At 72.5% G+C, this 18,898-nt stretch carries 17 protein-coding genes and 1 tRNA gene; 7 read left to right on the top strand and 11 right to left on the bottom strand.

Annotated features, from left to right (window positions below; all coding sequences use genetic code 11):
• Positions 1–19: 19 nt before the first annotated feature.
• Positions 20–2,014 (top strand): ABC transporter ATP-binding protein, encoded by a 1,995-nt coding sequence (locus U874_RS0104880; protein ID WP_025133426.1) that lies wholly within the window; start codon positions 20–22, stop codon positions 2,012–2,014.
• Positions 2,015–2,042: 28 nt separating this feature from the next.
• Positions 2,043–2,987: a helix-turn-helix domain-containing protein gene (locus U874_RS14690; RefSeq protein ID WP_025133425.1), complete on the top strand. Its 945-nt coding sequence runs from the start codon at positions 2,043–2,045 to the stop codon at positions 2,985–2,987.
• Positions 2,988–3,032: 45 nt separating this feature from the next.
• Here U874_RS14690 and U874_RS0104870 read toward each other — a convergent pair whose 3' ends face one another.
• The 5 genes from U874_RS0104870 to U874_RS0104850 all read right to left on the bottom strand — a co-directional run bounded on the left by U874_RS0104870 (position 3,033) and on the right by U874_RS0104850 (position 7,820).
• Positions 3,033–4,133 carry an acyltransferase family protein gene (locus tag U874_RS0104870; RefSeq protein ID WP_025133424.1) on the bottom strand — a complete coding sequence of 367 codons (1,101 nt, stop codon included), beginning with the start codon at positions 4,131–4,133 and terminating at the stop codon, positions 3,033–3,035.
• 81 nt (positions 4,134–4,214) lie between these two features.
• A tRNA-Thr gene (locus U874_RS0104865) sits at positions 4,215–4,290 on the bottom strand.
• Between the two features lie 77 nt (positions 4,291–4,367).
• A complete protein-coding gene (locus tag U874_RS0104860) occupies positions 4,368–5,933 on the bottom strand; it encodes an alpha/beta hydrolase (RefSeq protein ID WP_025133423.1) in 1,566 nt (521 codons plus the stop codon).
• Complete coding sequence (locus U874_RS0104855) at positions 5,933–7,150, bottom strand: DNA polymerase III subunit delta' (protein WP_025133422.1); 1,218 nt, start codon at positions 7,148–7,150, stop codon at positions 5,933–5,935. Before U874_RS0104855 ends, U874_RS0104860 begins: the two co-directional genes overlap by 1 nt.
• Before the next feature lie 43 nt (positions 7,151–7,193).
• Positions 7,194–7,820, bottom strand: coding sequence for a YigZ family protein (locus tag U874_RS0104850; protein ID WP_025133421.1), 627 nt, complete (start codon positions 7,818–7,820; stop codon positions 7,194–7,196).
• Positions 7,821–7,907: 87 nt separating this feature from the next.
• Between U874_RS0104850 and U874_RS0104845 the strand changes: the two genes are divergently transcribed.
• Positions 7,908–8,276, top strand: coding sequence for an RNA-binding S4 domain-containing protein (locus U874_RS0104845; RefSeq protein ID WP_025133420.1), 369 nt, complete (start codon positions 7,908–7,910; stop codon positions 8,274–8,276).
• Complete coding sequence (locus tag U874_RS0104840) at positions 8,273–9,190, top strand: hypothetical protein (RefSeq protein WP_025133419.1); 918 nt, start codon at positions 8,273–8,275, stop codon at positions 9,188–9,190. Before U874_RS0104845 ends, U874_RS0104840 begins: the two co-directional genes overlap by 4 nt.
• On the opposite strand, the gene U874_RS0104835 is transcribed toward U874_RS0104840, so the two are convergent.
• From U874_RS0104835 to U874_RS0104825, 3 genes are all read right to left on the bottom strand, one after another.
• A complete protein-coding gene (locus U874_RS0104835) occupies positions 9,171–11,087 on the bottom strand; it encodes a heavy metal translocating P-type ATPase (RefSeq protein WP_025133418.1) in 1,917 nt (638 codons plus the stop codon). The two genes, U874_RS0104840 and U874_RS0104835, sit on opposite strands and share 20 nt — an antisense overlap.
• Positions 11,088–11,219: 132 nt before the next feature.
• Entirely contained in the window at positions 11,220–11,516 is a 297-nt protein-coding gene (locus U874_RS0104830; protein WP_025133417.1) for a chorismate mutase, read from the bottom strand.
• Positions 11,513–12,811 carry an adenylosuccinate synthase gene (locus U874_RS0104825; protein WP_025133416.1) on the bottom strand — a complete coding sequence of 433 codons (1,299 nt, stop codon included), beginning with the start codon at positions 12,809–12,811 and terminating at the stop codon, positions 11,513–11,515. Before U874_RS0104825 ends, U874_RS0104830 begins: the two co-directional genes overlap by 4 nt.
• Before the next feature lie 199 nt (positions 12,812–13,010).
• Here U874_RS0104825 and U874_RS0104820 point away from each other — a divergent pair, with 199 nt between their 5' ends.
• Together U874_RS0104820 and U874_RS0104815 are read left to right on the top strand one after the other, a co-directional pair.
• On the top strand, positions 13,011–14,027 hold the full coding sequence (locus U874_RS0104820) for an epimerase (RefSeq protein ID WP_025133415.1): 1,017 nt from the start codon (positions 13,011–13,013) through the stop codon (positions 14,025–14,027).
• A 25-nt stretch (positions 14,028–14,052) separates the two neighbouring features.
• The gene (locus U874_RS0104815) at positions 14,053–15,528 is read left to right on the top strand and encodes a peptide MFS transporter (protein ID WP_025133414.1); all 1,476 of its coding nucleotides are present in this window, start codon (positions 14,053–14,055) and stop codon (positions 15,526–15,528) included.
• 21 nt (positions 15,529–15,549) lie between these two features.
• Here the strand turns inward: U874_RS0104815 and U874_RS0104810 are convergent, their stop codons facing one another.
• The 3 genes from U874_RS0104810 to U874_RS0104800 all read right to left on the bottom strand — a co-directional run bounded on the left by U874_RS0104810 (position 15,550) and on the right by U874_RS0104800 (position 17,326).
• Positions 15,550–15,957: a DUF3151 domain-containing protein gene (locus U874_RS0104810; RefSeq protein ID WP_025133413.1), complete on the bottom strand. Its 408-nt coding sequence runs from the start codon at positions 15,955–15,957 to the stop codon at positions 15,550–15,552.
• A 42-nt stretch (positions 15,958–15,999) separates the two neighbouring features.
• A complete protein-coding gene (locus U874_RS0104805; protein ID WP_025133412.1) occupies positions 16,000–16,776 on the bottom strand; it encodes a hypothetical protein in 777 nt (258 codons plus the stop codon).
• A 61-nt stretch (positions 16,777–16,837) separates the two neighbouring features.
• Positions 16,838–17,326 carry a YajQ family cyclic di-GMP-binding protein gene (locus U874_RS0104800; RefSeq protein WP_025133411.1) on the bottom strand — a complete coding sequence of 163 codons (489 nt, stop codon included), beginning with the start codon at positions 17,324–17,326 and terminating at the stop codon, positions 16,838–16,840.
• A gap of 131 nt (positions 17,327–17,457) precedes the next feature.
• On the opposite strand from U874_RS0104800, the gene U874_RS0104795 reads away from it, so the two are divergent.
• Positions 17,458–18,864: a dicarboxylate/amino acid:cation symporter gene (locus U874_RS0104795; protein WP_025133410.1), complete on the top strand. Its 1,407-nt coding sequence runs from the start codon at positions 17,458–17,460 to the stop codon at positions 18,862–18,864.
• The last annotated feature ends 34 nt before the right edge of the window (positions 18,865–18,898 follow it).

The raw sequence follows: 18,898 nt of genomic DNA, 5'->3' as shown, positions 1-18,898 counted from the left end.
GCTCGGTAGAGTTGAGCTCATGTCCGGGCTCCCTGATTCCTCCCCGTCAGCTCGCCGGGCGCCGCGCCGCCGCGGCCCCGCACGCCGCACGGAGGCGACGCCCCGCGGCCCGCGCGCCTCGCTCGCGCAGCTGGTCCCCTATCTCTTCGAGCAGCGCCGACTGCTCGTCATCGCGCTCGGGCTCGGGCTCGTGAGCGCGGCCGCGTCGCTCGTGCAGCCGCTGCTCCTCGGCCAGGTGATCGGCCGGGTCGAGGCGGGCGAAGCACTCGGCTGGCTGCTCGCCGTGCTCTGCGTCGTCGTCGTCACCGGCGCGGTGCTCAGCGGGCTGCAGCACTACGTGCTGCAGCGCATGGGCGAGGGCGTCGTGCTCACGAGCCGTCGCCGCCTCATCGCGAAGATCCTCCACCTGCCGATCGCGCAGTTCGATCAGCGCCGCACGGGCGATCTCGTCTCGCGCATCGGCAGCGACACGACGCTCCTCCGCGCGGTGCTCACCCAGGGCTTCGTCGAGGCGATCAGCGGCATGCTCGTCTTCGTCGGCGCGCTGATCGGGATGCTCGTGATCGACCCCGTGCTGTTCGGGATCACCTTCGGCGTGATCCTCCTCGCCCTCGTCGTGGTCGTGGTGGTGGGCAGCCGCATCCGCCCCGCCGTGGCGCGCGCCCAGGAGAAGGTCGGCGATCTTGCAGCGCAGGTGGACCGCACGGTCTCGTCGATCCGCACCATCCGCGCCGCCGGCGCCGCCGAGCGCGAGGAGCGCGCCACCGTGCGCGACGCCGAGGAGGCCTACGGGCTCGGCGTGAAGGTCGCGAAGATCTCCGCGCTCATCGTCCCCGTCTCGTTCCTCGCGATGCAGCTCTCGTTCCTCGTGGTGCTCGGGCTCGGCGGGTACCGCGTGGCGACGGGCGCGATCACGATCGCCCAGCTCGTCACGTTCATCATCTTCCTGTTCCTCATGATCATGCCGCTGGGCCAGGCCTTCGGCGCGATCACCGCCGTGAACCAGGCGCTCGGCGCGCTCGGCCGCATCCAGGAGATCACCGCGCTGCCCACCGAGACCGCGCACGATGCTGAGCTCTCCCCGCTCCACCGCATCGTGCCGCTCGCGCAGGCGGGCGACGTCGCGAGCCCCGCGATCCGCTTCTCGGACGTGCACTTCACGTATCGCTCGGCGGCGCCCGAGCGCGCCGACGCGCGCGCGCTCGTGCGCGGGGGCCGGGGCTCGCGCGACGTCCCGCCCGCCGAGATCGTCGAGACGCCCGTCCTCCACGGCGTCGACTTCTCGGTGGAGCGCGGCACCCGGGTCGCGCTCGTCGGTCCCTCGGGCGCGGGCAAGTCGACCATCCTCGGCCTGATCGAGCGCTTCTACGACCCGGATCAGGGCACCGTCTCACTCTTCGGCGCCGAACTGCGCGTGCTTGACCGCGCCGAGCTGCGCGCCCAGCTCGGCTACGTCGAGCAGGACGCCCCCGTGCTCGCCGGAACGCTCCGCGACAACCTCCGCCTCGGGGCACCGGACGCGAGCGATGCCGCGTGCGCGCGCGTGCTGCAGGCCGTGAACCTCGGCGGCCTCCTCGGCCGCGCCGCGGGCGGGGCCACGAGTTCGGCGAACCACTCCGAGCCGGCGGCGCAGTCGCCCGCCGAGCTCGCCGCCGCACTCGACCTGCAGGTGGGCGAGAGCGGCGTCATGCTCTCGGGCGGCGAGAAGCAGCGCCTCGCGATCGCGCGGGCGCTCCTCTCGGCGCCGCCCGTGCTCCTCCTCGACGAGTCAACGGCGAGCCTCGACGGCGTCAACGAGCGCCTCATGCGGGACGCGCTCGACTCGGTCGCGACGGGCCGCACGCTGATCGTGATCGCGCACCGGCTCTCCACCGTCGTCGATTCGGACAAGATCATCGTGCTCGACCGCGGGCGCGTCGTGGGCGAGGGCACGCACGACGAGCTCGTCGCCTCCACCCCGCTGTATCGCGAGCTCGCGCGGCACCAGCTGCTGGTGCCGGATTCGCAGCCCTAGGGGCCGCCGCCGCTGCTACGATTTCTCCGTGGCAGAAGCTCCCAATGATGCGCGAAGCGCCCCCGGCGTCGAGGGTCTCCCCGCGCGCTCCATCACCGCGTACGGTTCCCGCGAGATCTCCCAGACCGGCGTGCGCGGGGTGGGCGGCGCCCACGGCGTGAACGCCCACGTCCGCGCGTTCGGCGCGCTCCTCGTGATCGAGGCGTGGGGTACGGCGTCGGAGATCGAGCGGCGGCCGCTGCGCCCCGGCTTCCCCACGATCGACATCATCTTCGTCGAGGAGGGCGAGTTCGAGTACCTCGACGGCAGCGCCTGGCGCTCCTCGGCGGGCCCCCTCATGATCGCGCCGAGCGGCCTCCCCCATCGCGTGCGCTTCATCACCGACTGGCGGTTCATCGTCGCGCGCGTTCCGCGCGAGGCGCTCCTCGCCTACGTGCCGATGCTCGCCGACACCGTCAGCATCGGCTCCGAGCTCCGCATGCCCGAGCGGGCGATGCAGGCGCTCCTCACCGACCTCGTGCGCAACCCCGAGCCAGCGTCCGAGTCCGACAGCCAGATCGTCGACCGGCAGGTGCTCGACATGGCCGGCACCCTCGTGCTCGGGCGGCAGCAGCCGAACGGCGGGCCCGGCGGCCCCCACGGGTCGCTGCGCTCGCGGGCGCTCGCGGCGATCGCCGAGCGCAGCGGCGAGGTGCGGCTCTCGCCCCAGGAGCTCGCCGATGGCCTCAACATCTCGCTGCGGCGCCTCCAGGGCGTTTTCGCGGAGGCGCGGAGCTCGGTCGCGGGCGAGATCCGGCGGGAGCGCGCGCGGGTCGCGCGGGCCCTGCTGCAGGACGCGCGCTTCGACGGCATGAGCACGGCCGAGGTCGCGGAGCGCGCCGGCTTCGGCTCGAGCACGAGCATGCGGCGCGCGCTCGAGGAGCTCTACGGGCTCAGCGCACGCGAGCTGCGCACGCGCCGAGCCGCGGCCTAGCCGACTCGCTCGGCGTCGCACCCGGGCGCTCTGCGCCCGCGTGCCTCACCCGCGCGCGGTGCGCCGCGGCGCGGCCTCGGGCGCCCAGATCCGGTCGACGCTCGGCGCGATCAGCGGGCGGGCGAGCCGGGACACCCACGCGCCCGAGAGCACGACCGCAACGGCGGCGCCGATCGCGACGAGCACGAGGACTCCGGGCCAGCCCAAGCCGCTGATCGCGGCCACTGCGCCGCTCTCGCGGAGCGCGTAGATGATCGGGCCGTGCAGCAGGTAGACGGCGAGGGTGCGGGTGCCCCACTCGGTCGCGACGCCGTGGCCGCGCGGCACGACGATGAGCACCGCGAGGGTCAGCACGGCCGCGGCGAGGAGGAGCGCCGCCCGCACGAGCAGGCCGCCGAGCGCGATCCCGGCCCAGGAGTCGGGCTGCCACTCGCCGATCGGCGCGTTCGCGAACAGCCACGCGAAGTCGTCGCGCCAGGTGAGCCAGCGATCGATGCGCCAGAACTCGCGCAGCCCGGGCACGAGCGCGAAGCCGAGCGCCACCGCGCCGAGCACGGCCCAGGCGCCCGCGCGGAGGCCACGGCTCGGCGTCGTGAACCACTCCCCGGCGAGCCACCCGCGGTCGCGGATGAGCCAGCCGGCCACGAAGAAGGGCAGGAAGCAGAGGGTGCGGGAGGCGGAGAAGTCGCCGCCGATCCCGGGCAGCAGGCCCGCGCCGAGCGCGAGCCCGATCGACACCAGCAGGGGATGCCGCAGCCGGGCGAGGAAGGGGAGCATGATCCGCATCGTGGCGAGCGTCACGAGGAACCAGAGCGTCCATGCGGGGCCGACGAGGAACGACGACCCCGGCGTGCGCCCCTCGACGGCGAAGCGGATCACGGCCCAGATGCCCTCCCAGAGCCCCCAGGTGACGATCAGCTGGATCGTCGAGCGCACGCCCCTGAGGTCCGTCTCCGGTCGCGAGAACAGCCCGGAGAGGAGGATCATCGCGGGCATGTGGAAGAGGTACACGAAGGCGTAGAGGCCGAAGCCGAGCGCCGTGTCCGAGCGCGCGGTCGACACGGCGTGCGCCACCACGACGAGCACGATGAGCGCGAAGCGCGCGTTGTCCCAGAGTGCGATGCGGGGCTTTGACGACGTGGTCACGCTGGTAGCCTAACCGCCCGAGCGGCGGCGCCCGAATCGGCCGGGGAACGCAAACGGCCCCGGTGAGAACCGGGGCCGGAGTGGAGCCGCCTACCAGAATCGAACTGGTGACCTATTCATTACGAGTGAATCGCTCTACCGACTGAGCTAAGGCGGCCTGGCGCGGGATTGCTCTCGCGCACAAGCAATAACTCTAGCACGAGGAGCGGGCCACATCGCACACCGACGGCGCGTCTACTCCGTGCAGCGGGGATCCGATGCGGGCACGGCCCCCGTGAGGAGGTACTCGCTCACGATGTCGGCGACGCACGAGCTCGTCGTCGCGGCGGTGTGCCCCTCGCCCACGTAGGTGATGAGGTGGCCGCTCTCGAGCTGCTCCGCGAGCGACTCGGCCCAGCGATACGGGGTCGCGGGATCGCCCGTGGTCCCCACGACGAGGATCGGCGCCGCCCCCGGGGCGGACACGGGCGTGCGCTCGGCGACGCTCGGCACGGGCCAGGTTGCGCAGGCCAGGTCGCCGTAGCCCTGGAACCGGCCGATCGTGGGCGCGATCTCGGCGAGCTCGGCCGCGTCGGCGCGCATCCGCTCGGGATCGGACTCGTTCGGGTAGTCGAGGCAGTTGATCGCGGAGAACGCCTCGAAAGAGTTGCTCTGGTAGACCCCGTCGACGCGATCGTTGTACGCATCGGCGAGCGCCAGGGCGACGTCCGGGTCGTCGACGGCGAGCGAGGAGAAGAGCCGGTCGAGGTAGCCCCACATGTCCTGCGAGTAGAGCGGCAGCACGATCGCCGTGACCGCGACGCCCGAGGTCACGGTGCGCCCGTCGGAGGCGCGCAGCGGCTGCGCGTCGACCCGGTCGAGCAGCGCGCTGATCTGCGCCATCCCCGCGTCGACGGAGCCGCTGAGCGGGCAGCCACGCCGTTCGAGGCAGTCGGCGGTGTAGGCGCGGAGCGCCTGCTCGAAGCCGATCGTCTGCTCGCGCACCACGTCGCTCATGGTCGCGGTGGGGTCCATCGCGCCGTCGAGCACGAGGCGGCCGACGCGGTCGGGATACGCGTCGGCGTAGCGCGCACCGATGTACGTGCCGTAGGAGAACCCGAGGTACGAGAGCTTCGGGTCGCCCACGATCCCGCGCAGCATCTCGAGATCCTGCACGGTATCGCTCGTCGCGACGTGGGCGAGCAGGGCGCCGTTCTCCTCGGCGCACGCGGCCTCGAAGCCCTCGCGCTCGGCGAGGGCCGCCGCGATCCACGCGTCGCTGCCGCGCTCGAGCCCGGCCGTCGCCGAGTCGTCGCCGTACAAGAAGCGGTCCATCTCGGCCGCGTCGAGGCAGTGCACGGGGGTGGAGTCGCCCACGCCCCGCGGGTCCCAGCCGATGACGTCGTAGGCCGCCTGGAGCTCCGGCTGCACCACCCGGTCGATGCTGTCCATCACGTAGCCGGCGCCCGATGCGCCGGGCCCGCCCGGGTTGATGAAGAGCGTGCCGAGCCGCTCCGTGCCCGTGGCGGGGTGCTTCACGAGGCGCACGGTGATCGTCTCCCCCGCGGGCTCCGCCCAGTCGAGCGGCGCGAACACATCGGCGCACTGCATCCCGTCGCCGCAGGACTGCCACTCGGGGTCCTGCTCGGAGAAGCTCGCGGCCGAACCGCTCGGGGCCTCGGGGAGCGCGGGGGCCGCGGCCTCGCGCGCGCCGCCGAGCCCGGGCAGCAGCGAGCAGCCCGCGAGCGCGGCGACCGCACCGAGGGCGAGCGCCGCCCGCACGATCCCGGTGCGCCGCGCGGCGGTCGTCATCCGTGCCATCAGCCCTCCTCCACCGCAATGATGCGCGCGAACAGCGCCTCGAGCACGAGCCCGGGGGTGATGCCGCGGCCGAGCCGCTCGCGGGCAGTCTCCACGGCGGAGACGACCGCGAGCGCGCGCTCCGGTCCCCACCGCTCCGCGCGATCCGCGATCCGCGGGAGCTGCTCCCGGTTGATCACCTCGAAGCCGGGCTCGGTGGACGCTGCGGCGCCACCGGCCGCAGCGGCCCCGCCGGGGGCGCGCTCGGCCGCGTCTGCGGCCGCCCGTGTCGTGAGCGCGAGCAGCAGGATGTCCCGGGTGACGGAGAGCAGGTCCGTGAGGATCCGGTCGATCCCGTCGCGGAGGCTCCGCGTCGCCCGTCGTTTCTGGTCCTCCTCGAGCGCACGGATCTGGGCGCGCATCTGCGGCGGGATCGCCGCGCCCGGGGCCAGCCCCAGGCTCCGCAGCGCGTCCTCGCGCTCCCGCGCGTCCCGCTCCTCCGTGAGCGCCGCCGCATCGGCCTCCGCGACCTTCACGAGCGCCGCCGCTGCGCGCATCGCGTCGCCGAGCGTCGCGATGCCGAGCGCGAGCTCGACGCTCCGGTCCCGGCGCGCGAGCGCCTCCGGATCCGATGCGAGGCGCCGCGCCATGCCGATGTGGCTCTGAGCGAGCCGGGCAGCGCGCTCCGCGGCGTCCGGGTCGATGCCGTCACGCTCGTGAAGCAGGCGGGCGATATCCTCCGGGCTCGGCGTCGCGAGGCGCAGCGAGCGCGTGCGGGAGCGGATCGTGGGGAGCAGATCCGCCTCGCTCGGCGCGCACAGGATCCAGATCGTGCGCTCCGGCGGCTCCTCGAGCGCCTTGAGCAGCACGTTCGACGTGCGCTCGGGCATCCGATCCGCGTCCTCGATGACGATCACCCGGTAGCGCCCCTCGGCCGGCGCGTAGTGCGCGGTCGTGACGATCTCGCGGGCCGCCCGGATGTCGATGAGCAGCTTCTGAGTGGTGAGCACCCCGAGGTCCGGGTGCGTGCGGGCGCGCACCTGCTCGAAGACGTGCGCGCGCTCCTCCGCGTGCCGGGCGATGAGCGCCGCCGCGAAACGGAACGCGAGATTCGAGCGCCCCGAGCCGGGCGGGCCCGTGATGAGCCACGCGTGCGCGACGACAGCATCGGGCTCGGCGGCGCGCTGCAGCGCCCCGACGGCCTCGGGCTGCCCGACGATTTCTGCCCAGTACTCCACCCCACGAGCGTACCGCGCACCCCTGACAGGACCGACGCGGAGGCTAGGTGGCGAGGTCGACGTACTCCGCCGTGCCGCGATCGAGCTCCGCCGCCCCCGCGCTCAGCTCCGCCGCGAGCTCCGCGAGCGGAGCGATCTCCCGCTCGGCGACGTGGAAGCGCTGCGCGATGTGGTCGCTGTACTCCGCCGTCCCGATGCCGTAGCCCCGGCGCCGGGCCTCCGCCTCGATCTGCGCGGCGACGTCGTAGGCGCAGTGCACCGTGACCTCGTGCCGGATCGCGCGCGGCACGCGCCGCGCGCGCAGCACGGCCTCCGCGACGGCGGCCCGGTAGGCGCGGGTGAGGCCGCCCGCGCCGAGCAGCACGCCGCCGAAGTAGCGGGTGACCACGGCGACGACGTCGCTCACGCCGGCCGAGGTGAGGGCGTCGAGCATGGGCGCGCCCGCGGTGCCGCTCGGCTCGCCGTCGTCGTTCGAGCGCTGGATCCGCGACTCGGGGCCGATCACGAACGCGGAGCAGTGGTGCCGCGCGCGCGGGTGCTCCGCACGGATCCGCGCGATCACCGCGCGCGCCTCGTCCTCGGACTCGACGCGCTCCAGCCGGGTCAGGAAGCGGGATCGCGAGATCTCGAGCTCGGTGTCGACCGGCTCGCCGATCGTCTCGTACTCCATGCGTCTCCCGGCGGTCGGTGATCCCTGTCCGAGCGGCGCCGCGGCACCCGAGCGCGACGCTCATCATGTCTCGGTACCATCGAGTCTATGGCCGGTGACAGTGTGCGGGTAGACACGTGGGTGTGGGGCGTGCGCCTCGCGAAGACCCGCAGCCAGGCCACCGCGGCCTGCCGGGCCGGTCACGTGCGCGTCAACGGCGCCGCGGCGAAGGCCGCGCAGCCCGTGCGGATCGGCGACGAGGTGCGCGTGCGGTTGCACGGATTCGAGCGCATCTACCGCGTGACGGGGCTCACCGTGCGCCGCGGGAGCGCCGCGGACGCGGCCAAGCACTTCGAGGATCTCACCCCGCCCCCGCCGCCGCGGGAGGAGCGCCCCGCGGCGATCGTGCGGGATCCCGGCGCGGGCCGCCCCACCAAGCGCGAGCGGCGCGATCTCGACCGGCTGCGCGGCCGATGACCGCCGCTGCACCGGCGCCGGTGCTGCTCACCGCGGATGCGTGGCGCGATCGGGAGCGCGCGCACGAGGAGCGCGCCGACGCCCTCACGGCGGGCCACCGCGCCCGCACCCGGCTCCGCGAGAAGCACCCGATCGAGGACTTCCTGTGGACGTACTACTCCGTGAAGCCCGGCGAGCTGCGCCGCTGGCACCCGGGCGCCGGCGTGCAGCTCGACGGCGCCGCGGCGGAGCGCTCCGCGTGGCGCCACTACCGCGCGGCGGGATCGGCGGCGGCGGTCGACCTCCCGGCCTTCTTCGCGCGGCGGGGCGGCACGGTCGACTACGTGGAGCAGCTCCTCGCCGCCACGCTCGCGCACACGCCGAAGTTCGGCTGCTTCGGCCTGCACGAGTGGGCGATGGTCTACCGCCTCACCCCCGAGCAGCTGCGGCACAGCGCGCTGCCGCTCCGGATCGGGCACGCGGCGACGGATGCCGTCGTGGAGACGCACACGATCGGCTGCTCGCACTTCGACGCCTACCGCTTCTTCACCCCCGACGCGGTGCCGCTCAACACGCTGCGCCCGAGCCGCGAGACCCAGCCGGCGCTCGAGCAGTCGGGCTGCCTCCACGCCGGGATGGACGTGTACAAGTGGGCGTCGAAGCTCGGCCCCATCGTGCCGGGCGAGCTGCTCCTCGACACCTTCGTGCTCGCCAGGGACATCCGCGAGGTCGACATGCGCGCGTCCCCCTACGACGTCACGGGCTACACGGGTGCCGACGGCGCGCCGCTCACCCCGATCCCGATCGAGACGAGCGCCGGCAAGCGCACGTACGCGCGGCTGCAGCGGGGCTTCGCGGAGCGCGGCAACGCCCTGCGCGAGCGGGTGCTCGACGCGATCGCGCGGGCGCGGGCGCTCAGCCCCGCGGGCGAGTAGCGGCCTCGGGGACGCCCGCGACCGCCGCGTCCGTCGAGCGACGCGGGCCGCGCGGGCCCCGGATCGCCCGGAGCGCACCCAGGATCGCGACGAGGTCGACGAGCTCCTGCATCCACGCGCCGAACAGCGCCGGGAGGAAGCCGAACGCGGCGACCAGCATGAGCACGACGCTGAACGCGATGCCGAGCCAGATGCTCTGCACGGCGATGCGCACCGTGTCGCGACCGATCCGCACCGCGTCGGCCACGCCGCCGATCCGGTCGAAGCGGTTGACCACGTCGGCCGACTCGCTCGCCGCCGTCGAGCCCCGCGCGCCCATCGCGAAACCCACGTCGGCCGCGGCGAGGACGGGGGCGTCGTTCAGGCCGTCGCCCGTCATGAGGAGGGGGCGCGGCTGCACATCGGCGACGATCCGCACCTTGTCCGCCGGTGTGCACTCGGCGTGCACCTCACCGATCCGGAGCTGCGCGGCGAGGGGGTTCGCGGTGGCCGCGACGTCGCCCGTCACCATGATCATGCGCTCCACGCCGAGCTCGTGCAGCTCGGAGACCGTCTCGACGGCATCGTCCCGGAGGCGGTCCCGCATCACGAGCGTGCCGGCGAAGCGGTCGTCGAGCGCCACGTAGATGGCGAGCTCGCCGGGTTCGAGGCCCACGTGGCGCAGCTCGGGCGCGGCCTCGGCGACCCAGGCGGGCTTGCCCACGCGCACCGTGCCGGCCGGGGTGCCCGCCTCGACGCCGTTCGTGGCGTACTCCTCGGCCGCGTCGACGCCGAGGAGGGCGAGGCCGCGCGCCTTCGCCGAGGCGACGACGGCGCTCGCGAGCACGTGCGAGGAGAAGACCTCGGCCGAGGCCGCGAGCTGCAGCACCTCGTCCTCGGAGAACCCGGGCTGCGCTACGATCCGCCGCGGCTCGGGCTTGCCCGTGGTGAGCGTGCCCGTCTTATCGAAGGCCGCCGAGCGCACCCGCGCGAGCTGTTCGAGCGTGCCGCCGCCCTTCACGATGAGGCCGGCCTTCGCGGCGCGGCTCATGCCCCCGAGGAACGCGACGGGGGCCGCGATGAGGAGCGGGCAGGGCGTCGCGACGACGAGCACCTCCGCGAAGCGCACGGCGTCGCCGCTCACCGCCCATGCGATGCCCGCGATCGCGAGCGAGAGCAGCGTGAACGGCACGGCGTAGCGGTCCGCCATGCGCACCGTGCGCGCCTTGCTCCCCTGCGCTTCCTCGACGAGCCGCACGATCTGCTGGTACTGGCTGTCGCTCGCGAGCGCGGTCGCCCGCATCCGCACCGCGACGGGCCCGTTGATCACGCCCGAGGCGATCTTCTCCCCCGCCGCGCGCTCGACGGGCAGGCTCTCGCCCGTGAGGGACGACTCGTCGAAGGAGGCGCCGTGATCGAGCAGGATCGCGTCGACCGGCACGAGCGTGCCCGGGCGCACGAGCAGCGTGTCGCCGACGAGGATCTCCTGCACCTCAACGTCCTCGGTGCGCTCGCCCCCGTCCTCGTCGAGCTGGCCGGGCAGCACTCGCGTGGCCCGGCTCGGGGCGCGGTCGAGGAGGGCCGTGAGCTCGCGCTTCGAGCGGTTCTCCGCGTAGTCCTCGAGAGCCTCGCCGCCCGTCAGCATGAGCACCACGACGAGGGCGGCCCAGGGCTCGCCAACGAGCACGGCGGCGACGATCGCGGTGACCGCGAGGATGTCGAGGCCCGCGTGGCCTCGGAGCAGCTGCCGCACCATCTCGACGGCCTGCCAGGCGGCGATGAGGAGCGCGTAGCCGCCGACGATGCCCGGCGCCGCGTCGCGCCCCGGCGTCGCCAGGAGGAGCAGACCGACGACGCCGACGACGAGCGTTGCGGCGACGGCGGGGTACGCGCGCGCGGCGCGGCGGAGCTTCTTCATGCCCCTATTGTCTCCGAGGAGAGGCATTCTCGCAGCACAGCACAGGCATGCCTCACTCAGGGGAAAACGCGGCAGCGCCCACCCGATCGCGGGTGGGCGCTGCGCGCTCCGAGCGGGATCGAGCCCCGCGCGTCAGCGCTCGGAGGCGATCTGCGTGTGGTGCTGGATCACCTCGGCGACGACGAAGTTGAACCACTTCTCCGCGAACTCGGGATCGAGGTGCGCGTCCTCTGCCAGGCTGCGCAGGCGGGCGATCTGCCGGGCCTCGCGCGACGGATCGGACGCGGGCATCTCGTTCTCGGCCTTCAGGAGGCCCACCTCCTGCGTGCAGCGGAAGCGCTCGGCGAGCATGTGCACGAGCGCCGCATCGATGTTGTCGATGCTGGAGCGCAGGCGGTCGAGCCGCTCGACGGGAGTGGGCTCGCTCATTCCGCGGCCGAATCCAGGAGATCGTGCAGCTCGACGACCTGCTCGCGCTCCGGGCCGACGCCGACCGCGGAGAAGCGCGCACCGCTCATCGCTTCGAGGGCGACGATGTAGTCCTGCGCGTTCTTCGGCAGTTCGTCGAAGCTGCGGCAGCCCGTGATGTCCTCGTCCCAGCCCGGGAACTCCTGGTACACCGGCACGGCGTGGTGGAAGTCGGACTGGTTGACCGGCATCTCGTCGTGGCGCACGCCGTTCACGTCGTAGGCGACGCAGACGGGGATGGTCTTGAGCCCCGAGAGCACATCGAGCTTCGTGAGCACGAAGTCGGTGACCCCGTTGATGCGCGCCGCGTAGCGGGCCATGGGAGCGTCGTACCAGCCGCAGCGGCGGGCGCGACCGGTGGTGACGCCGAACTCGCCCCCCTTGGTCTGGAGGAACTCGCCCATCTCGTCGAACAGCTCCGTCGGGAACGGGCCCGAGCCCACGCGCGTGGTGTACGCCTTGATGACCGCGATGATGCGGTCGATCTTGTGCGGGGGCACCCCGGAGCCGGTGGCCGCGCCGCCCGAGGTGGCGTTCGAGCTCGTGACGAACGGGTAGGTGCCGTGATCGATGTCGAGCATCGTCGCCTGGCCGGCCTCGTAGAGCACCGTCTTGTCCTCGGCGAGCGCGTTGTGGAGCAGCAGCCCGGTGTCGCACACCATCGGCTCGAGCAGCTCGCGGTAGCTCAAGAGGTCGGCGACGACCTCGTCGGCGTTGATCGCGCGACGGTTGTAGATCTTGACGAGCACCTGGTTCTTGAACTCGAGCGCTGCCTCCACCTTCTGGCGCAGGATGCCCTCGTCGAAGATGTCCTGGATGCGGATGCCGACGCGGTTGATCTTGTCGGCGTAGGCGGGGCCGATGCCGCGCCCCGTCGTGCCGATCTGGCGCTTGCCGAGGAAGCGCTCGGTGACCTTGTCGAGCGTGCGGTGGTACTCGGTGATGACGTGCGCGTTGGCGCTCACCTTCAGCTTCGAGACGTCGACACCGCGCTCCTTGAGCGCGTCGAGCTCGAGCTTCAGCACGGCGAGGTCGACGACCACGCCGTTCGCGATGACCGGCACGACGCCCGGCGTGAGGATGCCCGACGGGAGCAGGTGCAGGGCGTACTTCTGGTCTCCGATCACGACAGTGTGACCGGCGTTGTTGCCGCCGTTGAACTTGACGACGTAGTCGACGCGGCTTCCGAGCAGATCGGTCGCGCGCCCCTTGCCCTCATCGCCCCACTGGGCACCGGTGATGAGCACTGCGGGCATTTCAGCCCCTTCCTTCGCACTAGGCAGATACCGACCCAGTCTACCCGGAGCCCCGGACGAGCTCACCCGGATCCGGCCTTTCCGGCAGTGGATCAGGGATTTTGCGTGAGCCGGCGCCCGCAATCGGGTGCGGCCCCGTTCCGGCACGACCCCGGCTAGGCTGAGCGGAGCGGCCGCACCGCGGCCCGGGAGGAGCGTCATGCCACACTCACCGCGCAGACTCGTGATCGGCGGCGCGTCCGGCTTCCTCGGCACCCGGCTCGCGGCGGAGCTCGCGGCGGACGGCTGGGAGGTCGCAACGATCGGCCGCGCGGGCGCCGACGCCGCCTGGGACGATCCGGTGGGGATCCTTGCACTCGTCGACGGCGCCGACGCCGTGATCGGCCTGGCCGGAAAGAGTGTCGACTGCCGGTACACGGACGCGAACCGCGACGAGATCCTCCGCTCGCGCCTCGACACCACCCGGGCGCTGTCCGACGCCATCGCGGCGAGCACGCGGCCCCCGAGGGTCTGGCTCAACGCGAGCACCACCACGATCTATCGGCACGCGATGGACCGACCGCAGACCGAGGCAGGGGGCGAGCTCGGCACGGGGTTCTCCGTGGACGTCGCGCGCTCGTGGGAGCGGGCGTTCTTCGCCGCGGAGCTGCCGGAGACACGCCGGGTCGCCCTCCGCACCTCGATCGTGCTCGGCAACGGCCCGGCGACGCGGCTGCTCTTCCGCCTCGCCCGCTGGGGCATCGGCGGAACGCAGATCGACGGCCCCTGGTGGGGGCACCGGCGGTACCGCGGCATCGGCGAGCAGCCGACGTCCGCCGAGCGGCCGAACTGGCGCCGCACCCACGGCAGGCAGCGCTTCACCTGGGTGCACATCGACGACTTCGTGGGGGTCGTGCGCTTCGCGCTCGCCTCGCCCCAGCTGAGCGGGCCCCTCAACGTCGCCGCGCCGGGCGTGAGCGACAACCGCACGCTCATGCGCACCCTGCGGCGCACGGTCGGGGTCCCGCTCGGCCTGCCCGCGTTCCGCTGGATGCTCGAGCCGGCGACGTGGGCACTGCGCACGGAGACGGAGATGGTGCTGAAGAGCCGGTGGGCGCCGCCCGCCGCGCTCCTCGAGGCCGGCTACACGTTCGCCTGGCCGGAGCTCGAGCCCGCGCTGCGCGACATCGACGCCCGCCTGCGCCGCCCACCGGTGCGCGAGTACCCTGGAGCGTGAAGGGGGCCGTCCCCTGAAGGGACACATGCCTACTCACCACGCCTCCACGTCCGCCGAACGACCCCGGTCACGCGGCTTCTTCGGCCACCCGTGGGGGCTCGCGAACCTCGCCGGCGTCGAGATGTGGGAGCGCTTCAGCTTCTACGGCATGCAGGCGCTCCTCGCCTACTACCTGTACTACTCCGTCACCGACGGCGGCCTCGGCCTCTCGCAGACCGCGGCCACCTCGATCGTCGGCGCGTACGGCGGGCTCGTCTACCTCTCCGCAGTGCTCGGCGGCTGGGTGGCCGACCGCGTGCTCGGCGCTGAGCGCACGCTGCTCGCCGCGGCCTGCCTCATCATGGCCGGGCACATCGCGCTGGCGCTGCTGCCGGGCGTCACGGGTCTCGCCGTTGGCCTCGTGTGCGTCGCGCTCGGATCGGGGTCGCTGAAGACCACGACCTCGACCGTGCTCGGCGACCTGTACGAGAAGACCGACCAGCGCCGCGACGCCGCGTTCTCGATCTACTACATGGGCGTCAACATCGGCGGCCTGCTCGGCCCGCTCGCCACGAGCGCGCTCTGGGGCTGGCAGGGCTTCCACTGGGGCTTCGGACTGGCCGCCATCGGCATGGCCGCCGGCCTCATCCAGTACGTCGCGCTGCGGCGCCACACCCGGAGCGAGGCGAGCTCGGCCCCGGCGAACCCGCTCTCGCCCCGCGAGCGCACCCGCTGGCTCCTCATCTTCGGCGCGGCGCTCGTCGTGATCGCCGCGACGGTGCTCGCCGGCTGGGTCACGGCGGAGAACCTCTCCGACATCGTCGTGGTGCTCATCGTCATCGCGGTGATCACGCTGTTCATCGTGATCCTCTCGAGCCGTTCGATCTCGCGGGTGGAGCGGCGGCAGGTCACGTCGTTCATTCCGCTGTTCTTCGCCTCGGCGGTGTTCTGGACCCTGTTCCAGCAGCAGTTCACCGTGCTCGCGATCTACGCGGATCAGCGGCTCAACCGCACCGTCTTCGGCTGGGAGCTGCCGCCGAGCATGGTGCAGTCGATCAACCCGGTCTTCATCATCGTGCTCGCGGGCGTCTTCGCCGCGATGTGGGTGAAGCTCGGCGACCGCCAGCCGAGCACGCCGGTGAAGTTCTCGCTCGGCGCCGGCATCATGGGCCTCGCGTTCCTGTGCTTCATCCCGCTCGCGGGGAGCGCGAACGGCACGATCCCGCTCATCGCGTTCGCGGGGATCCTGCTGCTCTTCACGATCGCGGAGCTGTGCCTGTCTCCGGTCGGCCAGTCCCTCGCGACGAAGCTCGCGCCCCGCGCCTTCCACTCCCAGATGGTGGCGCTGTTCTTCCTGTCGATCTCGCTCGGCTCGGCAGCATCGGGCTCGCTCTCCGCGTTCTACGACCCGAGCGATGAGGTGCCGTACTTCCTCACGATCGGCGGCGCATCGATCGTCGTGGCCGCCGCGCTGTTTCTCGCGCGGAAGCCGATCCTCCGCCTCATGGAGGGGGTGCGGTAGCGCCGGATCGCGCCCCCGCGATCAGCCCTCGATCGCCGCGATCGCGTCCGGGTCCGCGCCGTCGAGGAACTCGGTGAGCCGAGCCACCTCGGCATCCTCGCCGATCGCCGCAGCACCCCGGCGCAGCGCGTAGAGCGCCCGCAGCACGCCGCGGTTGGCCTCGTGCGACCAGGGCACGGGACCGGCGCCGCGCCACCCCGACTTGCGGAGCGCGTCGAGGCCGCGGTGGTAGCCCACGCGCGCGAAAGCGTACGCCTCGATCTCGCGCCCCTCCGCCGCGGCAGCGTCGGCGAGCACGGCCCAGGCGAGCGGCGACTCGGGGTGCGCGCGCACGACCTGCTCGGGCTCGGCGCCCGCGGCGAGCGCGTCCGCCGCGGCATCGGGCGCGAGGCGCGTGGGTTCAGGTCCGAGGAGGTTCTCACCGATCATGTCGCCAGTGTAGCCGCGGGCCCGGCCGCCCCGGCCGCGCGTCTACCCGGCGAGGTGCAGCGAGCTCAGGATCCGCACGAGCTGCGCGTACTCCGCGGTCTCCGTGAAGGCGCGCGCCTCGTCCATGGACGCGAAGAGCCGCTGCGACGCGGGGTCGTACGTGTCGACCTGTCCGCGATCCGCGAAGACGCCGAGCCCCTCGGGCGTGTGCAGCAGGTTGTAGAACATGCACGAGTTGACGGGCACGTCGTCGGCGAGCGCGAGGCTCGTGATGACGCCCTCCGCCACCTGCCCGGCGCGGAAGACGACGCGGGGCGCGACGAGCTGCGTGACCCCGTCGGGTGCGGCGACGTAGCCGGGCAGCTCGACGGGAACGCTGTCGAGCTCGACGAGCTCGAGCTGCGGGAGCGTGCCGCAGGCGCCGCCGAGCCCCGTCATGCGGGTCGCGAAGAACAGCTGCTCAGCCCCCTGGGCGTCGACGATGCTGAACTGGAAGATTCCCTGATCGGCGTCCCCACCGAGCTCGACGGCGCTCCACCCGGGGGGCAGCTCGAAGCTCTGCGGGAACCGAGCATCCGTGAAGCGCGTCCAGGGCGCCTCCTCCGGCTCCTCCGGGGTCGTCGGCTCCGGCTCGGGGCTCGGCTTGGGGGTGCTCGTCTGTGTCGGGGGCGTGGGCTTCGCCTCGGGTTCGGGGGCGCAGCCCGCGAGCAGCCCCGCGCTCGCGAGAAGGAGCGTCGCCGCCGCGAACGCCGAGGCCCGGCGCGCGATGCGCGGGGCGATCCCGAACGATGCGGCGTGCCGCGTGATCCCGAACTGCATGGCTCCCCCAATCGGCCTGGGCCGCCGGGCGTCGCGGACCGCGACGCCCGGCATCATCCGCCTAGCGGAAGTTGACGAACTGCAGCGCGACCTCGACGTCGGCGCCCTTGAGCAGCGCCATCGTCGCCTGGAGATCATCGCGGCTCTTCGAGGAGACGCGGAGCTCGTCGCCCTGGATCTGCGACTTCACGCTCTTCGGCGCCTCGTCGCGGATGAGCTTGTTGAGCTTCTTCGCGGTGGGCTGGTCGATGCCCTCCTTGAGCTTCGACTCGATGCGGTACTCCTTGCCGCTCGCGAAGGGCTCGCCGGTGTCGAGCGCCTTGAGCGACAGCGAGCGCTTGATGAACTTGGACTGGAGCACATCGAGCACGGCGAGTGCGCGCTCCTCGGTGTTCGCCTTGATCAGGATCGTCTCACCGGACAGGGTCACGTCGGCACCCACGCCCTTGAAGTCGTAGCGCTGCTCGACTTCCTTGCGGGCCTGGTTCACCGCGTTCTCGACCTCCATGGAGTCGATCTTGCTCACCACGTCAAACGAAGAATCAGCCATACCCCCAGCCTAGTGGGGCCGCCGGGGAAACAGTTTGCAATAGCTGGAATAACCGAAGCGAATGTATTGCTACACTCTCCGTTGGCCAGGCGCGTTCGCGCCGCTGTCGCACGTAAAGGACTCCCCCACTCATGGCTTCTCCCGCAGTATCCGCTCCCCCGACCCGCCGCAGGCTCCCCCGCTGGATGACCTCGTTCGGCTGGCAGATCCTCGCCGCGCTGGTGCTGGGCCTCGTGCTCGGCGGCATCGCGATGTCGATCGGCCCCGACGCGGAGGACAACCCGAACGGCCTGCACGCCACCCTCGCGACGATCGGCGGCAGCTACGTCTCGCTGCTGCGCGCCGCCGTGGTGCCCCTCATCTTCACCGCGATCGTGTCGAGCATCGTGGGCCTCCGCAAGGTCACGAACGCCGCCCGCCTCGCCGGCCAGACGCTCCTCTGGTTCGCGATCACGGCGCTCATCGCGGTCACGATCGGAATCGTGCTCGGCGTCGTCCTGCGCCCGGGCGCGGTGGCCTCGCAGACGGAGCTCGCGACGGGCGACCCGTACACCGTGGGCACCTGGTGGAACTTCCTCACGGGCCTCGTGCCGGGCAACTTCCTCGGCCTCACGGTCGGCGGATCCGCCGATCTCGAGACCGGCGCCCTGAGCGCGAGCCCGAGCTTCAACGTGCTCCAGGTGATCGTCGTCTCGGTCGCGGTCGGTATCGCCGCGCTCAAGATCGGCGAGAAGGCCGAGCCGTTCATCACGCTCACCGAGTCGGCCCTCGCGATCATCCAGAAGGTGCTGTGGTGGATCATCCGGATCGCGCCGCTCGGCACGATCGGCCTCATCGGCAACGCCGTCGCCGAGTACGGCTGGAGCAAGATGGGCTCGCTCACCGCCTTCGTCGGGGTGCTCTACCTCGGCCTCGCGATCGTACTGTTCGTGGTCTACCCGATCCTCGTCCGCGCGCACGGCTTGTCCGTGAAGCAGTACTTCTCGGGCGTGTGGCCCGCCGTGCAGCTCGGCTTCGTGAGCCGCTCGTCGATCGGCACGCTCCCGCTCACTCAGCGCGTCACCGAGCGGAACCTCGGCGTGCCGCGCGGCTACGCCTCCTTCGCGGTGCCGCTCGGCGCGACGACCAAGATGGACGGCTGCGCCGCGATCTACCCGGCGGTGGCGGCGATCTTCATCGCGCAGTTCTTCGGGATCGACCTGACGCTCGTGCAGTACCTGCTCATCGTGCTCGTCTCGGTGGTCGGCTCGGCCGCGACGGCCGGCACGACGGGCGCGACCGTGATGCTCACGCTCACGCTCTCGACGCTCGGCCTGCCCCTCGAGGGCGTCGGCCTGCTGCTCGCCGTCGATCCGATCATCGACATGGGCCGCACCGCGGTGAACGTGGCAGGCCAGGCGCTCGTCCCAGCGATCGTGTCGAAGCGCGAGGGCATCCTCGACGAGGAGCTCTACAACGCGCCGCGCCGCGGCCAGGCCTTCGATAACGAGGATGTGGACTCCGCCCCGCCCGCGCCCCGCGCGGAGCAGCCCGCGTAGCACCCCGCCCCAACGCACTCAGGCGAGTGCGATC

The organism is Leucobacter sp. PH1c (genome assembly GCF_000633415.1).
Classification (GTDB): domain Bacteria; phylum Actinomycetota; class Actinomycetes; order Actinomycetales; family Microbacteriaceae; genus Leucobacter.
This window is presented reverse-complemented; position numbering and strand designations above follow the sequence as displayed.

What these genes read in the sequence shown, in the direction of transcription:
- U874_RS0104805 (WP_025133412.1), bottom strand. Translation starts at nt 16,776, where the DNA reads ATGCAGTTCGGGATCACGCGGCACGCCGCATCGTTCGGGATCGCCCCG.
- U874_RS0104825 (WP_025133416.1), bottom strand. Translation starts at nt 12,811, where the DNA reads ATGCCCGCAGTGCTCATCACCGGTGCCCAGTGGGGCGATGAGGGCAAG.
- U874_RS0104810 (WP_025133413.1), bottom strand. Translation starts at nt 15,957, where the DNA reads ATGATCGGTGAGAACCTCCTCGGACCTGAACCCACGCGCCTCGCGCCC.
- U874_RS0104815 (WP_025133414.1), top strand. Translation starts at nt 14,053, where the DNA reads ATGCCTACTCACCACGCCTCCACGTCCGCCGAACGACCCCGGTCACGC.
- U874_RS0104830 (WP_025133417.1), bottom strand. Translation starts at nt 11,516, where the DNA reads ATGAGCGAGCCCACTCCCGTCGAGCGGCTCGACCGCCTGCGCTCCAGC.
- U874_RS0104845 (WP_025133420.1), top strand. Translation starts at nt 7,908, where the DNA reads ATGGCCGGTGACAGTGTGCGGGTAGACACGTGGGTGTGGGGCGTGCGC.
- U874_RS0104820 (WP_025133415.1), top strand. Translation starts at nt 13,011, where the DNA reads ATGCCACACTCACCGCGCAGACTCGTGATCGGCGGCGCGTCCGGCTTC.
- U874_RS0104800 (WP_025133411.1), bottom strand. Translation starts at nt 17,326, where the DNA reads ATGGCTGATTCTTCGTTTGACGTGGTGAGCAAGATCGACTCCATGGAG.
- U874_RS0104840 (WP_025133419.1), top strand. Translation starts at nt 8,273, where the DNA reads ATGACCGCCGCTGCACCGGCGCCGGTGCTGCTCACCGCGGATGCGTGG.
- U874_RS0104860 (WP_025133423.1), bottom strand. Translation starts at nt 5,933, where the DNA reads ATGGCACGGATGACGACCGCCGCGCGGCGCACCGGGATCGTGCGGGCG.
- U874_RS0104880 (WP_025133426.1), top strand. Translation starts at nt 20, where the DNA reads ATGTCCGGGCTCCCTGATTCCTCCCCGTCAGCTCGCCGGGCGCCGCGC.
- U874_RS0104835 (WP_025133418.1), bottom strand. Translation starts at nt 11,087, where the DNA reads ATGAAGAAGCTCCGCCGCGCCGCGCGCGCGTACCCCGCCGTCGCCGCA.
- U874_RS0104795 (WP_025133410.1), top strand. Translation starts at nt 17,458, where the DNA reads ATGGCTTCTCCCGCAGTATCCGCTCCCCCGACCCGCCGCAGGCTCCCC.
- U874_RS0104850 (WP_025133421.1), bottom strand. Translation starts at nt 7,820, where the DNA reads ATGGAGTACGAGACGATCGGCGAGCCGGTCGACACCGAGCTCGAGATC.